This window comes from Paraburkholderia ginsengiterrae (assembly GCF_001645125.1).
Lineage (GTDB): Bacteria > Pseudomonadota > Gammaproteobacteria > Burkholderiales > Burkholderiaceae > Paraburkholderia > Paraburkholderia ginsengiterrae.
Window position 1 is genome coordinate 1 of the sequence record NZ_LXKA01000359.1, and the last position, 24988, is coordinate 24988.

General features: G+C 63.3%; 23 protein-coding genes. 15 read left to right on the plus strand and 8 right to left on the minus strand.

The annotated features are described in order from the left end of the window. Positions 1-329: 329 nt before the first annotated feature. The gene (locus A6V37_RS32530) at positions 330-1511 is read right to left on the minus strand and encodes an isovaleryl-CoA dehydrogenase (protein ID WP_064270766.1); all 1182 of its coding nucleotides are present in this window, start codon (positions 1509-1511) and stop codon (positions 330-332) included. Between the two features lie 294 nt (positions 1512-1805). On the opposite strand from A6V37_RS32530, the gene A6V37_RS32535 reads away from it, so the two are divergent. The 3 genes from A6V37_RS32535 to A6V37_RS32545 all read left to right on the plus strand — a co-directional run bounded on the left by A6V37_RS32535 (position 1806) and on the right by A6V37_RS32545 (position 4730). Continuing rightward, on the plus strand, positions 1806-2552 hold the full coding sequence (locus A6V37_RS32535) for a TetR/AcrR family transcriptional regulator (RefSeq protein ID WP_064270765.1): 747 nt from the start codon (positions 1806-1808) through the stop codon (positions 2550-2552). Positions 2553-2659: 107 nt separating this feature from the next. After that, a complete protein-coding gene (locus tag A6V37_RS32540) occupies positions 2660-3472 on the plus strand; it encodes a DUF72 domain-containing protein (RefSeq protein WP_064270764.1) in 813 nt (270 codons plus the stop codon). Between the two features lie 139 nt (positions 3473-3611). Beyond that, positions 3612-4730 (plus strand): 3-deoxy-7-phosphoheptulonate synthase, encoded by a 1119-nt coding sequence (locus A6V37_RS32545; protein WP_064270763.1) that lies wholly within the window; start codon positions 3612-3614, stop codon positions 4728-4730. Positions 4731-4918: 188 nt separating this feature from the next. Here the strand turns inward: A6V37_RS32545 and A6V37_RS32550 are convergent, their stop codons facing one another. Beyond that, complete coding sequence (locus A6V37_RS32550; RefSeq protein ID WP_006049832.1) at positions 4919-5197, minus strand: HU family DNA-binding protein; 279 nt, start codon at positions 5195-5197, stop codon at positions 4919-4921. Between the two features lie 599 nt (positions 5198-5796). On the opposite strand from A6V37_RS32550, the gene A6V37_RS32555 reads away from it, so the two are divergent. Then, positions 5797-7770, plus strand: a complete 1974-nt coding sequence (locus tag A6V37_RS32555) for a putative bifunctional diguanylate cyclase/phosphodiesterase (RefSeq protein WP_064286744.1) — start codon at positions 5797-5799, stop codon at positions 7768-7770. A 62-nt stretch (positions 7771-7832) separates the two neighbouring features. Here the strand turns inward: A6V37_RS32555 and A6V37_RS32560 are convergent, their stop codons facing one another. Beyond that, entirely contained in the window at positions 7833-8573 is a 741-nt protein-coding gene (locus A6V37_RS32560; RefSeq protein WP_064270761.1) for a DUF899 family protein, read from the minus strand. A gap of 260 nt (positions 8574-8833) precedes the next feature. Here A6V37_RS32560 and A6V37_RS32565 point away from each other — a divergent pair, with 260 nt between their 5' ends. Together A6V37_RS32565 and A6V37_RS32570 are read left to right on the plus strand one after the other, a co-directional pair. Next, positions 8834-9772, plus strand: a complete 939-nt coding sequence (locus A6V37_RS32565) for a LysR substrate-binding domain-containing protein (protein WP_064270760.1) — start codon at positions 8834-8836, stop codon at positions 9770-9772. Between the two features lie 122 nt (positions 9773-9894). Continuing rightward, positions 9895-11142 (plus strand): MFS transporter, encoded by a 1248-nt coding sequence (locus A6V37_RS32570; protein ID WP_064286745.1) that lies wholly within the window; start codon positions 9895-9897, stop codon positions 11140-11142. 6 nt (positions 11143-11148) lie between these two features. Here the strand turns inward: A6V37_RS32570 and A6V37_RS32575 are convergent, their stop codons facing one another. Next, positions 11149-11757 (minus strand): peroxidase-related enzyme, encoded by a 609-nt coding sequence (locus A6V37_RS32575; RefSeq protein WP_064270758.1) that lies wholly within the window; start codon positions 11755-11757, stop codon positions 11149-11151. Positions 11758-12083: 326 nt separating this feature from the next. On the opposite strand from A6V37_RS32575, the gene A6V37_RS32580 reads away from it, so the two are divergent. From A6V37_RS32580 to A6V37_RS32590, 3 genes are all read left to right on the plus strand, one after another. Continuing rightward, positions 12084-13103, plus strand: a complete 1020-nt coding sequence (locus tag A6V37_RS32580) for a VTT domain-containing protein (protein ID WP_064270757.1) — start codon at positions 12084-12086, stop codon at positions 13101-13103. A gap of 147 nt (positions 13104-13250) precedes the next feature. Beyond that, entirely contained in the window at positions 13251-13784 is a 534-nt protein-coding gene (locus A6V37_RS32585; RefSeq protein WP_064270756.1) for a MarR family winged helix-turn-helix transcriptional regulator, read from the plus strand. Continuing rightward, positions 13781-14977 carry an MFS transporter gene (locus tag A6V37_RS32590; protein ID WP_082902863.1) on the plus strand — a complete coding sequence of 399 codons (1197 nt, stop codon included), beginning with the start codon at positions 13781-13783 and terminating at the stop codon, positions 14975-14977. Before A6V37_RS32585 ends, A6V37_RS32590 begins: the two co-directional genes overlap by 4 nt. A 30-nt stretch (positions 14978-15007) precedes the next feature. On the opposite strand, the gene speB is transcribed toward A6V37_RS32590, so the two are convergent. The 4 genes from speB to A6V37_RS42935 all read right to left on the minus strand — a co-directional run bounded on the left by speB (position 15008) and on the right by A6V37_RS42935 (position 18657). After that, positions 15008-15976, minus strand: coding sequence for an agmatinase (speB, locus tag A6V37_RS32595; protein WP_064270754.1), 969 nt, complete (start codon positions 15974-15976; stop codon positions 15008-15010). A gap of 136 nt (positions 15977-16112) precedes the next feature. Then, complete coding sequence (locus A6V37_RS32600) at positions 16113-17606, minus strand: aldehyde dehydrogenase (protein ID WP_064270753.1); 1494 nt, start codon at positions 17604-17606, stop codon at positions 16113-16115. 89 nt (positions 17607-17695) lie between these two features. Further along, a complete protein-coding gene (locus tag A6V37_RS32605) occupies positions 17696-18247 on the minus strand; it encodes a cupin domain-containing protein (RefSeq protein WP_064270752.1) in 552 nt (183 codons plus the stop codon). Positions 18248-18528: 281 nt separating this feature from the next. Then, a complete protein-coding gene (locus A6V37_RS42935) occupies positions 18529-18657 on the minus strand; it encodes a hypothetical protein (protein ID WP_278185297.1) in 129 nt (42 codons plus the stop codon). A 21-nt stretch (positions 18658-18678) separates the two neighbouring features. Here A6V37_RS42935 and A6V37_RS39645 point away from each other — a divergent pair, with 21 nt between their 5' ends. The 6 genes from A6V37_RS39645 to A6V37_RS32630 all read left to right on the plus strand — a co-directional run. Beyond that, positions 18679-18900, plus strand: a complete 222-nt coding sequence (locus A6V37_RS39645; protein WP_423213160.1) for a hypothetical protein — start codon at positions 18679-18681, stop codon at positions 18898-18900. Positions 18901-19215: 315 nt separating this feature from the next. After that, entirely contained in the window at positions 19216-20010 is a 795-nt protein-coding gene (locus A6V37_RS32610; protein WP_064270751.1) for a gamma-glutamyl-gamma-aminobutyrate hydrolase family protein, read from the plus strand. A 32-nt stretch (positions 20011-20042) separates the two neighbouring features. Beyond that, on the plus strand, positions 20043-21377 hold the full coding sequence (locus A6V37_RS32615) for a glutamine synthetase family protein (RefSeq protein WP_064270750.1): 1335 nt from the start codon (positions 20043-20045) through the stop codon (positions 21375-21377). Between the two features lie 27 nt (positions 21378-21404). Continuing rightward, on the plus strand, positions 21405-22850 hold the full coding sequence (locus A6V37_RS32620; protein ID WP_064270749.1) for an aspartate aminotransferase family protein: 1446 nt from the start codon (positions 21405-21407) through the stop codon (positions 22848-22850). A gap of 72 nt (positions 22851-22922) precedes the next feature. Continuing rightward, positions 22923-24044: a polyamine ABC transporter substrate-binding protein gene (locus A6V37_RS32625; RefSeq protein WP_064270748.1), complete on the plus strand. Its 1122-nt coding sequence runs from the start codon at positions 22923-22925 to the stop codon at positions 24042-24044. A 211-nt stretch (positions 24045-24255) separates the two neighbouring features. Then, the coding region (locus tag A6V37_RS32630) for an ABC transporter ATP-binding protein (protein ID WP_131799929.1) at positions 24256-24988 on the plus strand (733 nt) is incomplete at its 3' end.

Sequence of the window (24988 nt, forward strand, 5' to 3'; positions counted from 1 at the left end):
CGCGCGCCGCCTGCCCGCCGCCTAGCGCGAGCTTCTCGACTTTCGCGCGCAGATCGGCAACCAGTTCTTCGAGTGCCGCGGCGTTGGCGCGGAAGTCGTCCGAGCGCGGGTTGAGCTTTGATTCAATGATCGGCATGGCGGGGGCTTCTCCAGTGTCGGCCGGAGTTAGTGCTACAACACTTACTCCGGTCCCATGCAACGTAGTTGCGCTCGCCTTTTTTAGGCTTGTGCTTCGCGCGTTGCGACAACCCGCGCGAAGCACCGTGCGACGCATCATGTACTGCGTGATTGAAAACTGCTTGAATGCTCAGTGAGCGCTCAGTGAACGCTCAAGCCGTCTCGGCAAACAGTTCGCGGCCAATCAGCATGCGGCGGATCTCGCTCGTGCCCGCGCCGATTTCATAGAGCTTTGCGTCGCGCCACAAACGGCCAACCGGATATTCGTTGATGTAGCCATTGCCGCCGAGAATCTGGATCGCCTCGCCCGCCATCCACGTAGCTTTTTCCGCGGTGTAGAGAATCACGCCGGCGCAATCCTTGCGCACCTGGCGCACGTGTTCCTTGCCGAGCGTGTCGAGCTGACGGCCCACCGCATACAGATACGCGCGGCACGCCTGCAGCGTGGTATAGAGATCCGCCACCTTGCCCTGAATGAGCTGGAACTCGCCGATCGGCTGACCGAACTGCTTACGGTCGTGGATATACGGCACGACCGCATCCATGACGGCGACCATGATGCCGGTCGGACCGCCCGCGAGCACCGCGCGTTCGTAATCGAGGCCGCTCATCAGCACCTTCGCGCCGCCGTTCAGTTGACCGAGGATGTTTTCTTCCGGCACTTCGACGTTCTGGAACACCAGTTCGCCGGTATGCGAACCGCGCATGCCGAGCTTGTCGAGCTTTTGCGCGACCGAAAAACCCTTCATGCCTTTCTCGACGATAAACGCCGTGATGCCGCGCGAATTCGCTTCGGGATCGGTCTTCGCGTAGACGACCAGCGTGTCGCAATCCGGCCCGTTGGTGATCCACATCTTCGTGCCGTTGAGCACGTAATGGTCGCCCTTCTTGTCGGCACGCAGCTTCATGCTGACGACGTCCGACCCGGCGTTCGGCTCGCTCATCGCCAATGCGCCGACGTGTTCGCCCGACACCAGCTTGGGCAGATACTTCCGCTTCTGCGCCTCGGTGCCGTTGCGGTGAATCTGGTTCACGCACAGATTCGAATGCGCGCCGTACGACAGACCGACCGATGCCGACGCACGCGAGATTTCCTCCATGGCGATCATATGGGCGGTGTAGCCCATATCCGCACCGCCGTATTCTTCCGAGACCGTCATGCCCAGCACGCCCAGATCGCCAAACTTGCGCCACAGGTCCATCGGAAACTGATCTGTGCGATCAATCTCCCCGGCGCGCGGGGCGATTTCTTTGGCAGCGAATCCCGCGATGCTGTCGCGCAGCATTTCGATTTCTTCGCCGAGCGGGAATTGCAAACCGGGCAGGTTGGTCATTGCAGTGTCTCCAGAGGTTGTAGGCGGCCGGCCCGGGTGGGTGCCGGCGGGTCCGGGTGCGGCTCGGCGGACGGCGGCGGCCTTGTGGGCCACCGTCGCCCCGCACGAGGCGCGCAACGTTCAAGGCGCATTTCACGCTAGATTTACGTAAGCGTCAAGTTGAATTTTTGAGTGTTACTCAGAAAATGAAGCGGTTGCCAAAAAAGCTTACCGAACGTGATAGGATCGCCGTTACTGGGCGCTTTCCGCTCAACTCAGCACGGCTTCCACCCCAACAATCTGAACTTGACTCATATGACGGTTGCCACCAGGGCCGAGTTGCCCGCCTCGCGCCGCCAGCCGGCCGGGCGCAAGTCGCAGCAACGCGTGAAGGAGATTCTTCAGGCGGGGCGCGACGTGTTCTCCGAAAAGGGCTACGAGCGCGCGACGACCGCCGAGATCGCGCAGCGTCTCGGCATCTCCGAGGCGACCGTGTTCAGCTATTTCCGCGGCAAACGCGAGCTGTGCGCGCGGGTGATCGGCGACTGGTACGACGAGATCATCGAGGCAATCGAGTCCGGCTTGCCGCGCGACGGCACTGTGCGCCAGCAGTTCGCGTTTATCGTCCGCACGCATTTGCGGCTCATGCTCGTGAACGGCACCGACCTGTGTGCGCTGGTGCTATCCGAAGGCCGTGCGCGGCATCACGAACTGAGCGAGGCGCTCACCGAATTGCAACGCCGCTACACCGCGCCGTTGATGCGCGTGCTGGCACAAGGCCGGGAAAGCGGCCAGATTCGCAACGACATGCCATTGCGACTGCTGCGCTCCATGGTGTTCGGGCCTATGGAGCACGTGCTGTGGGACGCCACGCTCGCGAACCGGCACATCGACATCGACGCGACCGCGGACCGGTTGATCGACGTGCTTTGGGCGGCACTCACGCCGCCGGATCTTGCGCTCAGCGCCTTGCAGCAATTCAGGGTGGAAGTGGCCGAGGCGAACCGGCGCTTTGAAGATGCGGCGCGTGGCGCAACAGGTACGCCCCGCGATCACGAATAACGGCCGCGCATGACGGCCAGCCCCCAAGGTTCTCCCCCTGCTTCTGTCCTCAGACGAAAAAGCGGCTAATCTACTGCTTCCCCGGCCAAGGCAGATGGAGAACCCACGTGGCGAAAGCACCATCCTCACAATCCGCAAACATCCGGATCGGCATAGGCGCCTGGACCTACGCGCCCTGGCGCGGCACTTTCTATCCGTCCGACCTCACGCAAAGCCGCGAACTCGAATACGCGAGCAAGAATCTCACGTCGATTGAAATCAACGGCACGTTTTATGGTTTGCAAAAACCGGCGAGCTACGAAAAGTGGTATCAGGAAACGCCGGACGATTTTGTCTTTTCGCTGAAAGCGCCGCGCTACGCCACCAACAGAAAAGTGCTTGCCGATGCGGGTGAAACAATCGAACGTTTTTTCGCAAGTGGCGTATTGCTGCTCAAACAGAAACTCGGCCCGATCAACTGGCAATTCGCGACGACCAAGAAATTCGACAAGGAAGATTTCGAGGCCTTTCTGAAACTGCTGCCGGCGAGTATCGAAGGCCAGAAGCTGAGGCATGCCGTCGAAGTCCGCAACGACACCTTCAAAACCGCCGAATTCATCGCGCTCGCGAGAAAATACAACGTCGCCGTCGTGCTGGCCGGCGACAGCGAATATCCGCAGATCGCGGACCTCACCGCGCCCTTCGTGTACGCGCGCATCATGGGCACGACCGACAAACAGGCCAAAGGCTACTCGGCTAAAGCGCTCGACACATGGGCCCAGCGCGCGCGCCAACTTGCCGCCGGCACCACACCCGACGGCCTCGAAACATCCGCCGCGGCACCCGCTAAAACGGCCACGCGCGACGTCTACCTCTACGTCATCAGCGGCTTCAAGGAACGCAATCCGGCCGCCGCCATGGCGCTGATCAAACGTCTGTGAGAGACACAGGCACGGCGCGGTCCCGGCCGCGGCGCGCGAGTGTCATAATCCCGGCAGCGATGCCCCTGCAGTCAACGCACGCCCCCTACACGCAGACAGGCCGCGAGGCCGTCTCAACAACCAGGTCCGGGAGAATATTTTGAGCGCCTTCGACAATCCTTCGCACGATCAGGAAGTCGGCTCGGCCGACGCCACCCAGGACACCACCCGTATCGACGACACTCGAATCGGCGCGGTACGTCCGCTGATTTCCCCTGCCCTGTTGCAGGACGAATTGCCTGTACCGCCCGCGGTGCAAACGCTGGTCGAGAAAACGCGCGCGGAAATCGCCGACATTCTGCACGGCCGCGACGACCGGCTCGTGATGATCGTCGGACCTTGTTCGATTCACGACCACGACCAGGCGATCGAATACGCGCGCAAGCTCAAGGTCGCCGCCGACACCTACAGGAACGATCTGCTGATCGTCATGCGGGTCTATTTCGAAAAGCCGCGCACCACGGTCGGCTGGAAAGGCTACATCAACGACCCGCGTCTGGACGGCAGTTTCCGCATCAACGAAGGCCTGCGCCTTGCCCGGCAACTGCTGCTCGACATCAACGGTCTCGGCCTGCCCACGGCCACCGAATTCCTCGACCTGCTCAGCCCGCAATACATTGCCGATCTGATCGCATGGGGCGCCATTGGCGCACGCACAACCGAGAGCCAGAGTCATCGTCAGCTTGCTTCGGGGCTGAGCTGCCCGATCGGTTTCAAGAACGGTACGGACGGCGGCGTGCAGATCGCCGCTGACGCCATCGTCGCCGCGCGCGCAAGTCATGCCTTCATGGGCATGACCAAAATGGGCATGGCCGCGATCTTCGAAACGCGCGGCAACGACGACGCCCACGTGATCCTGCGCGGCGGCAAGAAAGGGCCGAACTACGACAGCGCGTCGGTGCAAGCCACGTGCGACGCGCTCAAGTCAGCGGGCTTGCGCGAGCAGGTCATGGTCGACTGTTCGCACGCCAACTCGGGCAAATCGCATTTGCGTCAACTGGAGGTGGTGCAGGATCTGGCGCAGCAATTGTCGCAGCGCGAGCGCCGCATTATCGGCGTCATGCTGGAAAGTCATCTGGAAGAAGGCCGTCAGGATCTGAAACCTGGCGTGCCGTTGCTTCGTGGCGTTTCGATCACGGATGCCTGCGTCAGCTGGGCGCAGACCGAGCCGGTACTCGAGACGCTCGCCGAAGCCGCCCGCCAGCGCCGCGCGCTGTAAGCGCCAGACTGGCAGCGCACGCCACGCGGACTGTCCGTTGCGGACAGCACAAAAACACACGCGCCGCGCCAGCCGCCGATGGGTTGCTCCTACCGGGGTTGGGCAGCGCGTGATTCCTCACGCCCGACGCATCGCTCGCCGCGCGCCAGGATAGCGCGCATGGATGCTCCGGCGCGAAGCGCGTTGCATTACGACGCGTTGACAGCTTCCTTGAACGCTTTGCCGGCGGTGAACTTCACCGTCTTGGCCGCCGCGATCTGGATCTCGGCACCCGTCGACGGATTGCGGCCCACGCGTGCTGCGCGCGCGCCGGTCGAGAAAGAACCGAAACCGACCAGTTGCACAGTATCGCCACCCACCACAGCCTTGGTCACCGCTTCGACGATCGCGTCGATGGTCTGGCCGGTTGCCGCTTTGCTTTCGCCCGTCGCTGCGGCGACTGCATCAATCAGTTCCTGTTTATTCATAGCACTTCCCGTTTGGTAATCATGGAACCGGCGCCACATCTGTTGCGCCGGGACCGACACACTAACGCATAGGCCCATATTCGCGCAAACCTTGCGTGTAAGCCGTGTATCACCCGCCCAGAGGGAATTTGACGATTTTTTCCGGCAAAGTGCCATAAGAATCGCGAGCTTAAACGTTTCCGCCGTTTCTCGCGTCTCCGCGCCTTATCACAATCCGTTGCAATTTCAAGGCTTTAGCACGGCCCAATCGGCCAACGGCTGGCGCTTTTGCCCGATTATGGTGAATGTCGGAAATGCGCTATTTGTCAGACGGGGCGTGCTTCAGGCAAAAATCCGGCAAGAATAAAAAAATGCAAATTCACCCAATTGCAACATGTGCGCGACGCTCACCCCCTTGATCCCGCCACCGGCGAGCCACGCCAAGCCCCGCGTTTCGCCGCGAAAAACATGGCAGAAATGACGCATTTGCGCTCAATTGCAGGTCGTACTTACCGCTTGCACGCCGAAAAACCGATTTCCGTCTGACGCGCCCTCAAGGTCGCGCGGAAGCAGCCGATATACAAAGCTGCGTGTGCGGCGCAAACGTTAAAAGGACGGGAATGGGCCGGTTGACCAGATTGAGGGAAGCGCTGTCTGTCGCGGAAGGCGACCCGGAACTCGTGCGCTCGCAACTCGAGGCGTTCGGCCGCCAGATTCCGCTGCTTTATTTCATCCTGGTGGTCAACACGACGGCCGTCGCCATCACGCACATTGGCTGCGCTCCGGCATGGCTGTCCATCTATTTTCCCGGGGTGCTGTCCGCGCTGTGCATCATCCGGTGCTTGCGGTGGTGGCGCGTTCGCCACCGCGTCCTGACTCATGACAAGGCGGTGCCCGAGCTGCGCAAGCTGATCTGGCTCACCGGCCTGTTCGCCGTCGCGTTCAGCAGCTGGTCGCTGTTCCTGTTCCCGTACGGCACCGCTTACGAGCAGGCACAGGTCGCGTTCTATATGGCGACCACGGTGGTAGGCTGCGTGTTCTGCCTGATGCATCTGCGCGCGGCCGCCTTCCTTCTCCTGTCTATTGCAATCCTAAGCTTTTCGAGCTTTCTGGTTTTCACGGGTTCTCCGGTCCTCGTCGCGATGGCCGTCGACATGACGCTGGTCGGCGTCGCACTCGCTTTCATCATTCAGCTGTATTACCGGACTTTCGCCGACGTGGTGCATGCGCAGCGCGAATTGCAGGCCAGCCAGCAGAAAACGCAGCGCCTGAGCGACGACAACTTCCGGCTTGCGAGCATCGACAGCCTCACCGACCTGCCCAACCGGCGCAGCTTCTTCGCCTCGCTGCAGGCGCTCTCCGAACAGGCTCTCGGCACGAACGGCGGCTTCCACGTCGGGCTGATCGATCTCGACGGGTTCAAGCAGGTCAACGATATCTACGGACACGCGAGCGGCGACCTTGTCCTTCAGGAAGTGGGCCTGCGGCTGCTGGCACTGGCGGAGCCCAATCTCTTCTTCGCGCGCCTCGGCGGCGACGAATTTGGCGTGCTCGTGCAGAACAGGCCGGCCAACCCGACGCTCGTCGAGTTGGGCGAGCGTATTTGCAAGTCGCTCAGTCAGCCCTACCGCGTCGCCGGCAACGTCGCCGAGCTGTCGGGCACGATCGGCTGGGCCGCGTTTCCCGAGGCCGGCACGACCGTGGCGCAGGTATTCGCGCGCGCCGACGCCGCGCTCTATGCCGGCAAGGAAAGCCGCCGAGGCACGCCGGTCATCTTTTCGACCGAACATGAAACGCGCATCCGCCGCTCGAGTCTCGTGACCCAGGAGCTCCGTCACGCGGATCTCGAAGCGGAACTGTTTCTGGAGTTTCAACCGATCTGCGACGTGCTGACGCAACGCACTATCGGCCTGGAAGCGCTCGGGCGCTGGCATAATGCGCGGCTCGGCGCGGTCAAGCCAGAGGAATTCATTCGGATTGCAGAGCGTACCGAGCTGATTCTGCGCGTCACGGAAGTGCTCCTGCGCAAGGCGCTCAATGAAGCGGCGCGCTGGCCGTCCGAGCTCTATCTATCGTTCAATCTGTCCTCGATCGACATCTGCACGTCGGCGCGCGCCCGCCGTGTGATCGACATCGTGGCGGCAAGCGGCGTGCCGCCGCATCGCGTGTCGTTCGAGATTACGGAGACCGCCGTGACGCGCGATTTCGAACAGGCACGCTGCTCGCTCACCATGATCAAGAAAGCCGGCTGCCGCGTGTCGCTCGACGACTTCGGCACCGGCTATTCGAGTCTCAGCTACGTGCACCGCCTGCCCTTCGACACGATCAAGGTCGACCGCAGCTTCATGACGGACGTGGATTCCAACGGCGCGTCGAGGAAGATCGTCAAGTCGGTGCTCGATCTGTGCCGCAACCTCGGGCTCGAATGCGTGGTGGAAGGCCTCGAAACGGCATCGCAAGTCGAGGTCGTCAAGGCACTCGGCGCACGCGCGATGCAGGGTTACCTGTTTAGCCGGCCTATGCGAGCCAGTGCTGTTGCCGGCTATTTGCAGGCCGCAGTCGAACCGGGGTTGGCGGCCGCGGCGCAATCGTAGCCGGATTGCGCCTCACGCACCGCCCCCATCCCGGCCACAGCAGCAAGGCGGCCCAACGCGATCTAACGCGGCGTCGTGCCGTATTCCAGTTCCGGGTACCAGTCGGTGCCCCGGCCACCCGGCGTCATGTCGAGCACCGTCCAGATCGGCATCACATCGGGCGCCCCGCGCGGATCCTGGCCGGGGTCCGCGGTCGATGGCCCCATCTCCTCGGCCCAGAAATGCCGCACCACGCCGCCTGAACGCGTGAACACGTTGAACGCGGGATTGTCGCCGCCGTCCGGAACTTCCGCGGCATAGTCGCGATTGAACGTATTGCCCCCCGACGAATACAGCCGCAAATGCCGCCAGCCACGTTCCTTCTTGAACCCGACGAGCTTCTCGATCGGCGAGCGCGCAATGACGGCGAAGGCAACGCGCTGCAGGATATCGGGCATTTCGCCGTCGTATGCGCTCAGCAGCGAGGTACACATGGAGCACGGCCGCTCGCGCTGCGGGCCGAACATCCAGTTGTAGGTCACGAGCGTGTCGTGATCGCCGAACATTGCCGATAGCGTCACCGGGCCCGCTTCGCCCTCGAAGCGGTAATCCTCGGGAACGATGCCGCCGGGCGGCAACGCGCGGCGCTGGACCGCGACCCGTTCGATATGGCGGCGCAACTCGATTTCCTCGGCGAGCAGTTCATTGCGCGCGCGGCGGTACTCGGCGCTTTCGCCGGGAAACCGGCTTGGCATGTCGGCCAGTTGGCGGGCCGGGGTCAGGGTCAAGCTCAGGGTCTGCGCGGATGCGTGTACGTCGGTCATCAGCCATCTCCTATTACGTAGAGGAACAGTGGACGCGATGGCGGCGCGCCACGGCGATGAGCGCGCTGTCGGCCTCCATACCGTCACGACGAACAGTGCGGCGGAAAATCGACACCGGCACCACAAGCAGACGCGAAATATTTCTGCAAACCGCTCGCGATGCCGGCCAGCCACCACGGCAGCGACCGACAGCGCGCAGCAAGGTATCCTTGCGCAAAACTGCGCGCGCCTACCGGGCGCGCCGTTCTCGAGGATGCACCATGCCGCTTCGCCTGCCCCCGCTGCCGGCGCTTCGTTTTTTCGAAGCGGCCGGCAGGCATCAAAGTTTCAAGCTCGCCGCCGCGGAGCTGAACGTGACGCCGAGCGCCATCAGTCACGGCATCGTCGGGCTGGAGCAGTCGCTCGGCGTCGAGCTGTTCGTGCGCGAGCCGCGCGGCATTTCGCTCACGGCGCCGGGCGCGGACTATCTGTCCTACGTCTCCGAGGCGTTTTCGCTGATCGCCATCGGCACGCAACGCCTGCCCAATCATCGCGCCGATCGGCCGATCGCGCTGAGTTGCGCGCCGACCTTCGCGTCGCGCTGGCTGCTGCCGCGCCTCGCCGGTTTTCGCGCGCACTGGCCGAATGTGAACGTGAGCGTCGACACATCGCACCGTCAGGTCGGTTTTCCCGTGGACGGCTTCGACTTCGCGATCCGCATGAGCCGCGCACCGGTTGCCGGCACCGCGTGGACCCGCCTGTTCGGCGAGCGCCTCGTGCCGGTGTGCAGCCCGGCCTATCTCGCGAGTCTGCGCGGCGAGCACGGCACCGTCGATCTGCGTCACGCGACGCTCATTCACGTCAACGCGGCCAGCGAGGACTGGCAGGCGTGGCTGGAGGCGACCGGCGCCGGCGAGATCGACGCGGCCGGCGGCTTGCGCGTCGATACGATCCAGCTCGCTTTCGAAGCCGCCGGCATGGGGCTCGGCGTCGCGCTCGGCAGAAGGCCGCTGGTGGATCGCGATCTGGACAGCGGCGCGCTGGTGGAAGCCTGCGCAGACACGGTCGTCGCCACCACGGCCTACTGGCTGGTGAGCGCGGAAAACGCGGAACGCCGGCCCGAACTCGCCGACTTCAAGCGGTGGCTGGTCAGCGAGGCTGAGCACTTCGACGCGCCAGCGGAAACCACCGGGCAAGGACGCCACAACTGCGGCAATTGAGGCGCGCCGCGGATGCGGTCCTCGACTACACACAGGTGAGCCACGCTCACCTGTCATCAAAATCTTATCCTTTGCCGCTTCTCACGCTCGCTGCGACCATGGTGTCGAAGGAGATCAGAACCATGTCGACCGCCAACAGCAAACGCTACGCCCCTGCTTTCAACCAGACGACGCTCGTGATCCTGGCCGGCGCGCTCATTCTGAGCGCCGCGATGGGCATCCGGCAGACCTTCGGGTTATTCATCGGACCGTTTTCATTCGACCGCGGCCTGCCCGTCACGCTGATCGCGTTCGCCATCGCGCTGCACAACCTGGTGTGGGGCTTCGCCCAGCCGTTCGCGGGCGCCGCCGCGGACCGCTACGGCTCCGCGCCGGTAGTCGCGTTCGGCGCGACCACCTTCGCCGCAGGCCTTGGACTCGCGGCGGTGGCGCCGGGCGGCGCCATGTTGATCGTCGGCATGGGGTTGCTGGTCGGTATCGGTGTGAGTTGCACGACCTTCGGCGTGGTGCTTCCGGCCGTGGGCCGCATCGCCTCGCCGGAAAAACGCAGCATGGCGATGGGTCTGGTCAGCGCAGGCGGCTCGGCGGGACAGGTGCTGATGGTGCCGCTGGTGCAGGGTATCCGCCTGAACGCGGGCATCGCCACGTCGCTCTTCACGCTGGCTTTCCTGATGCTGCTGATCGCCCCGCTCGGCATGGTGCTCGACCGGCGCGCGCGGCTGGGCGCGCCCGTTCAGGAAGCGCCGGCCGCGCCGCTTCGCAAGGTGCTCGCCGAGGCGGCCCGGCATCGCGGCTACCGGCTGCTGACGCTCGGCTTCTTCACGTGCGGATTTCAACTGGCGTTTATCGCCACGCATCTGCCCGAGTATCTGTCGCTCTGTCATATGCCGATCGGGCTGGGCGCCACCGCGCTCGCGCTGATCGGCCTGTTCAACATGGCGGGCAGTTGGGCGTGCGGCTGGCTGGGTGGCCGCTTCCGGCAGCATCACGTGCTCGGCTGGCTTTACCTGATTCGCAGCGTGACGATCGGCGCGTTCTTTGTGCTGCCGAAAAGCGCGTTGTCCGTCGTGATCTTCGCGGCCGTGATGGGCCTGACCTGGCTCGGCACCGTGCCGCTCACAAGCGGGCTCGTCGCGAAAGTGTTCGGCACGCGCCACCTTGGCAGTCTGTTCGGGGTCTGCTTTCTGAGCCACCAGATCGGCTCGTTTCTCGGCGCGTGGCTGGGCGGCCTCGTGTTCGATCTGACCGGTTCGTATTCGCTGCTATGGGAAGCGACGGTACTTGCCGGCCTCGTCGCCGCGATGCTGCATTTTCCAATCGACGACACCAGCGTGAGCACGCCCGCGCTGCGGGTGGAACCGGCGCAGTGAGCGGGTCTATTTTTTTCGGGCCGGCTCCGCCGCGGCTTTCGGGACGCGGCCCATCAAATAGAACTCGTCATTCGGTCGCATGGATATGACATTGGCCATGCGATTCGACAAACCGAAGAATGCGGTGATCGCCGCGATGTCCCAGATGTCGTCGTCGGAAAAACCGTGTTCGCGCAGCGTCTGCAAGTCAGCGTCGCCGACCGCGCCGGATTCGCTGCAAACCTTCACGGCGAAATCGAGCATCGCTTTCTGACGCGGGCTGATGTCCGCCTTACGATGATTGACCGCCACCTGATCGGCAACCAGCGGCGCCTTTTCATAAATGCGCAGAATCGCACCGTGCGCGACGACGCAATACAGGCACTGATTGATCGCGCTGGTGGCCACCACGATCATCTCGCGCTCGCCTTTGCTGAGGCCGCCCTCTTTCAGCATCAGGGCGTCGTGATAGGCGAAGAACGCGCGAAACTCGTCCGGGCGGTACGCCAGCGTCAGAAAGACGTTCGGCACGAATCCGGCTTTCTCCTGCACTTCCAGAATGCGCGCGCGAATGTCGTCCGGCCATTGGTCCGGTTCCGGCACGGGATAGCGGCTAATCGGCTGAAGCGTTGCCATGCGAGGCCTCCGTTATATCTGGCTGGGTACTGCGACGATTGTAGCAACGGGGCGAACGGCAGACACCACGGGTTTGTCGATGTCTAGGGTCATGGTGCCGCCGGGCGGCCATGCCGCGCCACCCGCTTCATTCCTCCCGCATCCAGGCACGCACGAAGCGCCGTTTCGCCACCTGTGCTTAAATCCGCCTTTCACTTTCATATAGACCGTGTAGCATTGCGCGCGCCCGCGATCCTGCGGGAACGTGATGCACGCGGCCTGCCGGCGGCGCGTCACCCTGGCGCGGACGCGTCCATTCCCTTCATCGCATTCTGAGGAGCGCGGTTGTGTGGCATTTTCCGGTTGCTATCCCACCCTCGCTGGGCGTGTGGGCCGTGTTCATGAGCGTGCTCGTCACGCAGCTCGGCGTGCCGATTCCCGCCGCGCCGATGCTGATCCTCGGTGGAACCATGGCCGCCATGGGACAGACCTCCTACGTGAACGTCATATGCGCCGCGGTCGCCGCCACCCTGATTGCCGACTCGCTATGGTTCTTCACCGGGCGGGCCTACGGCCGCCAGTTGCTGAACTCGCTCGTGCGCTTCTCCCTCTCGCTCGACACTACGGTGCGCGTCGCGCGCAATACCTATGAGCGGTACGGCGCGCCGATCCTCACGGTCGCGAAGTTCCTGCCGGGCCTCGGCCTGATCTCCGCGCCGCTGCTCGGCACGACCGCCATCAACGTCGGCGTGTTTCTGCTGTGGGACGTGGTTGGCGCGGCGTTGTGGGCCAGCGTGTGGGTGATCGGCGGCGCCGCGCTGCACGATCAGGTCGTGCAGCTGATGCTCCTCGTGCGCCACAACGGCGGCACGATTTTCGACGCGTTTGCGGCAATCTTCGTGGCGGCGCTGCTGTATCGCTGGGTGCGCCGCTGGCAATTCCGGCGCTGGCTCGCGCATATCCGCATTTCGCCGGAGCAACTCGACGGGATGATGAAATCGAACGAGCCGCCGCTGATTTTCGATGCACGGCCACACGCCGTCCGCCAAAAGGAATCTCACCGGATTGCCGGCGCGCTGCGGCTGGACCTCGATTCGCCCGAGCCGATTCACCCCGACCTGCTGAAGCGGCCGATTGTCGTCTACTGCGTGTGTCCGAACGAAGCGACGGCGAAGCGGATCATCGACCAGTTGCATCGCAAGAATATCCACCATATCCGCGCGCTCAAGGGCGGTCTCGACGCGTGGGAAAAGCGCGGCTACCCGGTTGAACCGTTGCCGCCCGACTTCCACACCGCCAAGGCCCATATGCTCGAGGATGCGGGCAACGAGGGTGAATACACGGTGCGTGCACGGCTGGCGGAGTGAGGACGCGGGCAGCCCGGCGGCGGTACCTGCCAGACAGTCTCTAGCCTGCCTCTAGCGCGCAGCGGCACGCCCATCAAAAACCACTTGCGCTCTCGCCTCAATGTGTGCAACATGCATATATGCACGTTGCACACATTGAGGTGTTCCATGACGCAGCGCACAGAAAATCTGCTTGGCGTGCTCGCCCTGCTGGTTACCGACGAGATGAACGCGCAACCCGCCGTGGACGCGCTCGCCGGTCCCACCGCCCGCGCCATGCTCAATGCGATCGGCCAATATCCCGATTCATCGATCGAAGTATTGCGCGAGGCGGTCGATCTGTCGCATCCGGCCGCCGTCCGCGCGGTGGCCGGCCTGGTCGAGGCGGGCCTCATCGAGAAAAAATCCGGCGCCGACAAACGCAGCGTCGCGCTTGCGTTGACCGCTGCCGGCAAACGCGAAAACAGACACCTGCAAACGGCGCGCGACCGGATGCTCCAACGCATCGTCGGGCGGCTCGACGGCCGCGAGCGCGAGGTGCTGGAAGGCCTGCTTATCAAGATCCTCTGGAACGAAACGCGCGACCCGGCGCACGCCATGCAACTGTGCCGCCTGTGTGACGACGGCCCGTGCCTGAAAGCCGGCTGCCCGGTCGAATGCCGCGAAATGGGCCAGCCGATGCCGGCGCGGAGCGCCTCATGAATTCCGCCGCGCCGGTGCGCTGGAGGGCCATCGCGGCGCTCACCGCCGTGTCGGCGCTGGCGCAGGTCGGGCAGTTCGGCATCGGCTTCATGGTCCTGCCGGTGTGGCTGGCGCATCGGGGGCTGGACGCCCCGCGCGCGGGGCTTTTTTCCGCCGCGCAATGGACCGGCATGCTGGCCGGCTTGCTGGTCACGCCCTGGCTGATGGCGCGCATCGGCGCCAAACGCACGGTCTCGCTCGGGCTCGCCGCCACGCTCGTGGCGTTCGCCACGCTGAGCGTGCTGTCCTGGCCGTTATGGCTCGTGCCCGGCCTGCTGACCGGGTTCGGCATCGGCTTGCGCTGGATCGCCAATGAAACCTGGCTCTACAGCCTGGTCCCCGCGCAATCGAGCGGACGAGTCGTCGGCGTGCACGAAGCGCTGATCGCCACTGCCGGGGTCGCCGGTCCGGCACTCGCCGCATGGTGCGCCGTGGATGGCCGCATCACCTTCATGGCGGGCGCGGCCTTCACGTTCGCGGCGGCGCTGCCGCTTTGGCTGACCGCATCGGACGAAAAGCGCCCTGCTGCCGACAAAGCGTTGCGGGTACGCAACAGCAACCGCCCGCAACGCTTGGCCGTCGGACCGCTGGTGAGCCTCGGCATGGTGGTGATCGCGGCGGGCGGCATCGGCGACGGCGCGCTCTACGGCCTGTTCCCGCTCTTCGCCGAGTCGCGTGGACTCGGCGCCACGCAAACCGCCACGCTGCTCACGCTGTTCGGCGTGGGGGGCATGGCCTTGCAATATCCGGTCGGCTGGCTGGCCGACCGCGCCGGGCTCGCCGCTACCGTGATCGTCTGCGCGGCGCTCAGCACGCTGGCCATCTGCGGCTTCGCGCTGGCGGCTCCTGCCTCATGGCTCGCCGCCGCGAGCGCGCTGCTGCTCGGCGGCATGAACAGTTCATACATTACGCTCGGCATGTACGCGGCCGCTTGCAGCGAGAAGTCCGCGCTGACGCGCAACATGCGGCTGCTGTCGCTCATTTTCACGGCGAGTTCGATTGTCGGGCCGCTTGCCGCCGGCTTCGCCATGCAGGCGCGCGGCAGCGACATGCTGATGTGGCAACTCGCGCTCGCGAGCGGCGCGCTCGCAGCCTACACGCTCGGATTGCGCGAAGGCCGGCGCCAGCCCGAGCGATCGTCGTCGCTGGGCTGAGCCGGCCTGTCATGTCAAAAGCGCAACAGACTAGTCGCGCCGACCCGCCACTTTACGTTGACGCCACATGCACAGCAGGTCGCACGCAATATGCGCGGCGGCGATCGCCGTGATCTCGCTCTGATCGTAAGCCGGCGCGACTTCCACCACGTCCGCGCCCACCAGATTCAGCGCGCCGAGTCCGCGCACGATAGCCAACCCCTGCGCCGAGGACAAACCGCCCGCCACCGGCGTACCCGTGCCCGGCGCAAAGGCCGGGTCGAGGCAGTCGATGTCGAACGTCAGATACGCGGGACGTTCGCCCACGATCGACGTGATCCGCTCCACGGCCGCGCGCGCGCCATGCTCGTGCACCCAGGCGGCGTCGAGAATGTTAATGCCCATGAAATCGTCGTTCCACGTGCGAATGCCGACCTGCACCGAGGTCTTCGGATCGATCAGGCCGTCCTTCACCGCCTTGTAGAACATCGAACCGTGATTCAGGCTGTCGGGGCTGTCGTCGGCCCACGTATCGCAGTGAGCGTCGAAATGGATCAGCGAAAGCGGCTTGCCGTACTTCTCCGCGTGCGCGATCAGCAGCGGATAAGTAATGTAATGATCGCCGCCGAGCGTCAGCATCTTCGCGTCCGAGCGCAGGATCGTGCGCGCATGCTCGACGATCGATTCCTTGATCGTCATTGGATTGTGCGCGTCGAACCAGCAATCGCCATAGTCGGTCACGGCGAGGTCGTCGAACGGATTGAAGCCCCACGGGTACGGATGCAACTCCGACAATTGCACGCTGGCCGCGCGCACCGCCGCCGGGCCGAGACGCGCACCCGAGCGGAACGTGGTGGCCAGATCGAGCGGCACGCCGGAGACCACGACGTCGACGCCGTCGAGTTCGCGGGTGTATTTGCGGCGCATGAACGACAACACACCCGCATAGGTGTTTTCGATCGACGAGCCATAAAGCGATGTACGGCGGATCGCGCCGTCGCCATAGACGAGTTCAGTCATGGATGACCTGATACCTGTAAAACAGTCCGGCGCCGCGCACGAATTTTCCAGGTGATGCGCGCGACGTTGGACTTCGGATTCATTGGGAACGCGGCCGCACGCTTCACGCACGCGGCCGCGCTGGCTTGCGAATCCTTTAGCGCAGCCGCACCAGCGTGGACTTCAGCTCGGTGTACTTCTCCAGCGCGTGCAACGACTTGTCGCGGCCGTTGCCCGATTGCTTGTAGCCGCCGAACGGGAAGTTCATGTCCCCGCCTTCGTCGTAGCAATTGACCCACACCGTGCCGGCGCGCAGTTTGCGCGACACGTCGTGCGCGGTGGTCAGGTTCGCGGTCCAGACCGCGGCGGCGAGACCGTACTCGCTGTCGTTAGCGATCCTGATCGCTTCCTCTACCGTATCGAACGTGATCACCGACAACACCGGCCCGAAGATTTCCTCGCGCGCGACTTTCGCGCCGGAAGCCGGAATCTCGAAGATGGTCGGTTCGATGTAGAACCCGCCCGTCTCTTCCTTCACGCGCGAACCGCCCAGCAGCAGCTTCGCCTCGGCGCGGCCGGCTTCGATATAGCCGAGCACGCGCTCGAGCTGAACCTTGTCGACGATCGCGCCCATCGACGTTTTCGGGTCGAGCGGATTGCCCGGCGTGTAGCTGCGCGCCGCGGCGATCAGCTTGTCGAGGAACGCGTCTTTGATGTCGCGATGCACGAGCAGGCGCGAACCCGCCGTGCACATTTCGCCCATGTTGTAGAAGATCGCGCCGGCCGCCGCATTTGCCGCGCGGTCCATGTCGGGGCAATCTGGCATCACGATGTTCGGCGACTTGCCGCCCAGTTCGAGCCAGACGCGCTTCAGGTTCGACTGCCCGGCATATTGCATGATCAGCTTGCCGACATTGGTCGAGCCGGTGAAGGCGAGGCAATCCACGTCCTGGTGCAGCGCCAGCAGCTTGCCCGGCTCGCCCGCACCGGGCACGACGTTGAACACGCCGGCGGGAATGCCGGCCTCGAGAGCAAGCTGCGCGAGGCGGATGGCCGTGAGCGGCGACTTCTCCGAGGGTTTGAGCACCACGCTGTTGCCCGCGGCCAGCGCCGGGCCGAACTTCCACGACGCCATCAGGATCGGGAAATTCCATGGCACGACCGCGGCCACGACGCCGATCGGCTCGCGCGTCACGAGCCCGACCAGATGATGATCGGCCGGCGCGACTTCGCCCCCGACCTTGTCGATCGCTTCGGCAAACCATTCGACGCAATACGCCGCGCCGGGCACATCCACGCTGGTGGTGTCGGCGATCGGCTTGCCCGCGTCCAGCGTTTCGAGCAGCGCGAGTTCGTCCATGTGCTCGCGGATCGACGCCGCCCAGCGCAGCAGGATCGCCTTGCGCTGACGCGGGTTGAGGCCCGACCAGACGCCGGAGTCGAACGCCCGGCGTGCGGCCGCCACGGCGGCGTCGACATCGGCCGCGCCACTGTCGGCGACCTTGGCGAGCAGCTTGCCGTCGATCGGGCTCAGGCAGTCGAACGTCCGGCCGCCGGCGGCGTCGCGGTATTCGCCGTCGATGAACGCGCGGCCTTCGATTGAAAGCGTAGCGGCCTTGTCTTGCCAGAAAGCGAGAGATTTCTTATCCATCAGGATGCCTCAATGTTGTGCGCTCGGCGCAAACCCGCATCGACCTCATGCGGTACCGACTTGCGCCGCAGCGCGTTGGCGCGGAGTCTTCAGAACGTGGGCGGCGAATTGGCCGATACGATCTCGCAGAGATGCTCCGCGCTGGGATTGCGAAAACGGTGCGGCAGGCGGCTTTCGAAGTAGTAGCTGTCACCGGGGTCGAGCAGCCACGTGGTGCCGTCCACCGTCAGTTCGATCTGACCGCGGACCACCACCCCGCCCTCGTGCCCTTCGTGCTCAAGCATTTCCGGCCCCGTATCCGACAGCGGCTGATAAACCTCGCGCATGATGCCCATGTTGCGGTCTTTGACGCTCGAACCCGCCAGATAGAACTCGATCGAGTCATTGCCGAGATTCGGCATGTCGGCGCGGCGCGACACCACCGCGCGCTCAGCTTCGACCTCGAAGGTGAAAAATTCGGCGAGGCTCATGGGTATACATTCGAGCAACTTCTTCAGCGAGCCGACCGAGGGGCTCACGCGGTTCTGCTCGATCAGCGAGATTGTGCCGTTGGTCACCCCGGCCCGCTTCGCCAGTTCACGCTGGGACAAGCCGTGCTTCTTGCGAATGTATTGCAACCGGGTTGCTACTTCGATGGACATCGCTAGGTTCTCTGACATGGGGGACGATCGGGGCGCGTGGGTGCCATATGACTCGGGCAACGTTGTGCCCGCGAGTGTTGAATATTCTAATCACTTTAATCGCCGCGCCGCTGGGGAAAACCCTGAAAGCATTCCGAAATATGACGGGCGCAACGAACATTCCCGCTGAGCATGATTTCGGGGACACCCTCGGGAAAGCCCTGATCAGTCTTTTCAAAAAAATGGTTTGACGGCTTTATTGGCTCGTATATGCTGGTTCACAGGCGATCGTCATGCCACCGTCACGATGCACCAAAAGGTGTTTTGCGGCGCAGCGAATTCAGTTCGCAACGGTTCAAGGCGATCATCCCAGCGTCCTGTTTCTTTAAACGCCCCGTGCGGTTTTCGAGCAGGCCGTTCAATACTTTCAACGCAGCTAGTCGAGTCTAATCGTGAGAGTCCGAGGCCCTTTGGTGAGATGGAATCGTAGTCAGGCGAGTTGTCCTCGCGCTGACGGCGCCATCGCCGACGGCAGCAGCGGCAGCCTTGCGTTCCGCCGCTTCCTGTCCGTCTTCACGATCCTGTCCCGCCGTTCAGTTCGACGTCACAACGCTGTGTCCGCGCGCGCCTTCATTGCCGTGCGTACGGACGAAGTCGCCTCGCTGCTGCCGTAGCGCCTCCCTCCTTTTCGCCGTTCGATTCGTCCGTCTGCGTGAGCGCGCTCCACCGAGCTTTGCGTTCCTGTATATGCGGTGCCGCCTGCCGTCTATACGTCGCGTACACGTTATGCGCATGCCGGAGCAGTTGCGCACCGCAGCGGATCGAATCGAACGGCCTGTCTGATAACCACGCGCGGCGCGTTTCAGTTGACGACGGCCGCCCGCACTACCCGGTGGCCTGGCGCTTCGCGCACGGCTGCGGAATTGTGCCGCGCTGTGATTAATGTTGTTCATGCCGCGTCCCGCGGTACACACACACCACTATTCGTCATGCGAAACAAACCTCTGGTCGGCATCAGCGCCGACAGAACGATGATGGGAGTCCACCCGTCGCACGTGGTCGGCGAGAAATACATCGCCGCGATCGTGGACGGCTCACAGGCGCTGGCCATGCTGTTGCCGGCGCTCGGCGAGCGTCAGTCCGTGGCGGACGTGCTGGCTACGGTCGACGGCCTGTTGTTTACAGGCAGCTATTCGAACGTCGAGCCGCACCGTTATGGCGGCCATCCCAGCACGCCGGGCACGCTGCACGATGCCGCACGCGATGCCACGACGCTGCCGCTGCTGCGCGCGGCGATCGATGCCGGTGTGCCGGTGCTGGCGGTATGCCGGGGTTTCCAGGAAATGAACGTGGTTTTCGGTGGGACGCTGCATCAAAGCGTTCACGCGGTGGCGGGTCTGAACGACCATCGCGAGAACAAGGAAGACGACCTCGACGTGCAATACGCACCGTCGCATTCGATCTCGCTCACGCAAGGCGGCCTGTTGCAGCGCCTCGCGGGCGGCGCGAATGAAGCGCGTGTGAATTCCTTGCACGGTCAGGGCGTCGAGCGGCTGGGCGTAGGCCTCACGGCCGAAGCCACCGCGCCGGACGGGCTGATTGAAGCGGTGAGCGTGAAAGATGCGCGCGCCTTCGCGCTGGGTGTGCAGTGGCACCCGGAGTGGAAGCACGCCAATGACGCACTGTCCACCGCGATCTTCCGCGCGTTCGGCGACGCCTGCCGCGATCGAATGCGCACCAGGGCCGGCTATGGCGCGGCATCCGCCGCTGCCACGCATGCCTGAGCCGGTCGCGCACCAAAACTGAGAGAATAACCATGCATGACATCGACGAATTTCTGAAGCAAAACCGCGTTACCGAAATCGAAGCCATCATTCCGGATATGGCCGGAATCGCACGCGGCAAGATTATTCCGCGCAGCAAGTTCGAATCCGGCGAGTCCATGCGCCTGCCACAAGCGGTGATGATCCAGACCGTCACCGGCGACTATCCCGAAGACGGCACGCTCACCGGCGTCACCGATCCGGACATGGTCTGCGTTCCCGACGCCAGCACGATCCGCATGATCCCGTGGGCCGTCGATCCGACCGCCCAGGTGATTCACGATTGCGTGCATTTCGACGGCACGCCGGTCGCGATCTCGCCGCGCCGCGTGCTGCGCCGCGTGCTCGAACTGTACAAGGCCAAAGGCTGGAAGCCGGTGATCGCGCCTGAGCTCGAGTTCTATCTGGTCGACATGAACAAGGACCCGGACCTGCCGCTGCAACCGCCTATCGGCCGTACCGGACGCCCCGAAACCGGCCGTCAGGCGTACTCGATCGAAGCCGTCAACGAATTCGACCCCCTGTTCGAAGACATCTACGAGTACTGCGAAGTGCAGGAACTGGAAGTCGACACGCTGATTCACGAAGTCGGCGCCGCGCAGATGGAAATCAACTTCATGCACGGCGATCCGCTCAAACTCGCCGACAGCGTGTTCCTGTTCAAGCGCACGGTGCGTGAGGCCGCGTTGCGCCACAAGATGTACGCAACCTTCATGGCCAAGCCGATGGAAGGCGAACCGGGCTCGGCGATGCACATGCACCAGAGTCTCGTCGACGAAGAAACCGGCCACAATCTCTTCACCGCCGCGGACGGCAAGCCGACTTCGCTGTTCACGTCCTACATCGCCGGCTTGCAGAAGTACACGCCCGCGCTGATGCCGATTTTCGCACCGTATATCAACTCGTATCGCCGCCTGTCGCGCTTCATGGCCGCGCCGATCAACGTGGCGTGGGGTTACGACAACCGCACGGTGGGCTTCCGGATTCCGCATTCGGGCCCGGCCGCGCGCCGCATCGAAAACCGCATTCCGGGTGTCGACTGCAACCCGTACCTGGCCATTGCAGCCACGCTCGCCGCCGGCTACATCGGCATGACGCAGAACCTCGAACCTACCGAGCCGCTGCTCAGCGACGGCTACGAATTGCCGTACCAGTTGCCGCGCAATCTCGAAGAGGGCCTGTCGCTGATGGGCGCGTGCGAGCCGATCTCCGACGTACTCGGCGATAAGTTCGTCAAGGCGTACCTTGCGCTGAAGGAAACCGAATATGAAGCGTTCTTCCGCGTGATCAGTTCGTGGGAACGCCGGCATTTGCTGCTGCACGTTTAAGGCACAAGCAAAAAAATTGGAGGCAGTATGAGCTACAGAACAGAAGAAGTCGCTTACGTTCAACCCGCTGTGCAACCCAGCGCCGCAAGCGCGCAGGCCGGCCAGCAACTGCGCAGCACCGCTGAATATCGCGCGCTCGACGCCGCGCACCATATTCACCCGTTTTCGGACATGGGGTCGCTCAATCGCGCCGGCAGCCGCGTGATCGTCAAGGCGCAGGGCGTGTACTTGTGGGACTCGGACGGCAACAAGATCATCGACGGCATGGCCGGCCTGTGGTGCGTGAACGTCGGTTATGGCCGCAAGGAACTCGCCGACGCCGCTTACCGGCAGATGCAGGAACTGCCCTTCTACAACACGTTCTTCAAGACGACGCACCCGCCGGTGATCGAACTGTCGGCCCTGCTCGCCGAACTCGCGCCGGAACCGTTCAATCACTTCTTCTACTGCAACAGCGGCTCGGAAGGCAATGACACGGTGCTGCGTATCGTCCACCAGTACTGGGCGACACAGGGTAAGCACTCGAAGAAGGTCGTCATCTCGCGCAAGAACGGCTATCACGGTTCGACGATCGCGGGTGGCACGCTCGGCGGCATGGGCTACATGCACGAACAGATGCCTTCGAAGGTCGAGAACATCGTGCATATCGACCAGCCGTATTTCTTCGGCGAAGCGCAAGGCAATCTGACGCCGGAGGAATTCGCTCTGGCCCGCGCGCAGCAACTGGAAGCGAAGATCCTCGAAATCGGCGCGGACAACGTCGCCGCATTTATCGGTGAGCCTTTCCAGGGAGCGGGCGGCGTGATTTTCCCGGCCTCGACGTACTGGCCGGAAATCCAGCGCATCTGCCGCAAGTACGACATCCTGCTGGTGGCGGACGAAGTGATCGGCGGCTTTGGCCGCACCGGCGAATGGTTCGCGCATCAGCACTTCGGCTTCGAGCCGGATCTGATCACGCTCGCCAAGGGCCTCACCAGCGGCTATGTGCCGATGGGCGCAGTCGGCCTGCATGATCGCGTGGCCAAGGCCATTATCGAGAACGGCGACTTCAATCACGGTCTCACGTACTCGGGCCATCCCGTCGCCGCCGCGGTTGCGGTCGCCAACCTCAAGCTGTTGCGTGACGAGAAGATCATCGAGCGCGTCAAGAACGATACCGGTCCGTACTTCCAGAAGAAGCTGCGCGACACCTTCGCCGATCATCCGATCATCGGCGAGATCTCCGGCGCGGGTCTGGTGGCCGGGCTGCAACTCGCCCAAGACCCGAAAGCGCGCAAGCGTTTTGCCAATGGCGGCGACGTCGGCACGATCTGCCGCGACTTCTGCTTCAACGGCAACCTCATCATGCGCGCCACCGGCGACCGGATGCTGCTGTCGCCGCCGCTCGTGATCAACAAGCTGGAAATCGATGAGATCGTGTCGAAGGCCAAAAAAGCCATCGACGCCACCGCGCAACAACTCGGCATTTCGTAACGTCGTCCGTTCCGGCATGGGCACACCCACATATCACGCTCATGCCGGTTCTTTACATCAAGGGAAAAAACCATGAGCGTTAGTCATCTTCGTCATGCGGTCGCGGGGGCCGCGTTTCTCGCCTTCACGGGTGTTGCGGCGCTGTCGGTTACGCCGGCCCTTGCGGCCGACACGGAACTGAACGTCTATAACTGGTCCGACTACATCGCGAAGGACACGATTCCCAACTTCGAGAAGCAGGACGGCATCAAGGTTAAATACGACAACTACGATAGCGACGATACGTTGCAGGCCAAACTGCTCGCGGGCAGCTCCGGCTACGATATCGTGGTGCCGACGTCGAACTACATGGCCAAGCAGATTCAGGCCGGCGTGTACCAGAAACTCGACAAGTCGAAGCTGCCTAACCTCTCCAACCTCGACCCCGTTCTGATGAAGATGATTGCCGATGCCGACCCGGGCAACCAGTACGGTGTGCCTTGGGCATACGGTACGGACGGTATCGGTTATAACGTGCAGGCCGTGCAGAAAGCACTCGGCGCGAATGCACCGGTAGACAGCTGGGCCCTCGTGTTCGATCCGGCCAATCTCTCGAAACTGAAAGGCTGCGGCGTATCGTTCCTCGACCAGGCTGTCGACGTTTTCGCCGCCACGCTTCAATACATGCACAAGGACCCGAACAGCACGAACCCGGCCGACTATCAGGCTGCGTTCGAGGTGCTGAAGAAAGTCCGCCCTTATATCACCCAATTCAACTCGTCGGGCTATATCAACGACCTCGCCAATAACGACGTGTGCGTCGCAGTCGCATGGTCCGGCGACGTCGGTATCGCCAGCCGCCGCACCGCCGAAGCGAAGCGCTCGTACCAGGTGAAGTTCTCGAACGTGAAGGAAGGCGGCCTGCTGTGGTTCGACGTGATGGTGATCCCAAAGGATGCGCCGCACCCTGAAGCCGCACTCAAGTGGATCAACTACATTGAAGATCCGAAGGTCAACGCGGCGATCACCAACGAAGTGTTCTACCCGACCGCTAATAAATCCGCGCGTCAGTTCGTGACACCGGCGGTTGCCCAGGACACCACCGTGTACCCGGGTGACGAAGTGCTCGCCAAGATGACTCTGATGAAACCCATGCCGACCGATATTCTGCGCCTTGAAAACCGCCTTTGGGCGCAGCTTAAAACCGGTCATTGATTAAACCAACGATATTAATCTTCGATCCCGCGTTCAGGGATCGCTCGAACCCTGAACGCATAAATAGCATTAACGGTAGTCAGCCTGCGCGTTTTTAGCTTCTCGCCCGCGCGCAGTCCCATGTTTTCCGATCACAGCGCAAGTCGCGAGGCGTTTCCCGCGCCCCGTTTGGAGACACTTGCGCCCGCGATCCGCAAGGAATGGTTACATCATGAACTCGACGACCTCAAAAAGCGCAGCCGGCGCCACCCAGATGGCCCGCCCCGCAGTGGCGACAAAATCGAAACCGGATGAATTCGTCCGCATCGAAAACGTCGTGAAGAAATTCGGCGACAGCACCGCTGTCGATAATGTCAGCCTGAACATCGGCAAGAACGAACTGTTCGCGCTGCTCGGCAGCTCAGGCTGCGGCAAGTCCACGCTCCTGCGCATGCTTGCAGGGCTGGAGACGGTCACCTCCGGACGGATTTTCGTCGACGGCGAAGACCTTGCCACGATGCCGCCGTACAAGCGGCCGGTCAACATGATGTTCCAGTCGTATGCACTGTTCCCGCACATGAGCGTGGAAGCGAACATCGCCTTCGGCCTGAAGCAGGAAGGCACGCCGAAGAACGAGATCAAGGAGCGCGTGGCCGATGCGCTCAATCTCGTGCAGATGAGCAAGTACGCGCAGCGCAAGCCCCATCAGCTCTCAGGCGGTCAGCAGCAGCGTGTGGCGCTGGCCCGCTCGCTCGTCAAGCGCCCCAAGCTTCTGCTGCTCGACGAGCCGATGTCGGCGCTCGACAAGAAGATCCGCCAGAAGACCCAGCTCGAACTGGTGAACATCATCGAGAAGGTGGACGTGACCTGCGTGATGGTCACGCACGACCAGGAAGAAGCGATGACGATGGCTGGCCGCCTCGCCGTGATGAGCGAAGGCCGCATCGTGCAGATCGGTTCGCCGA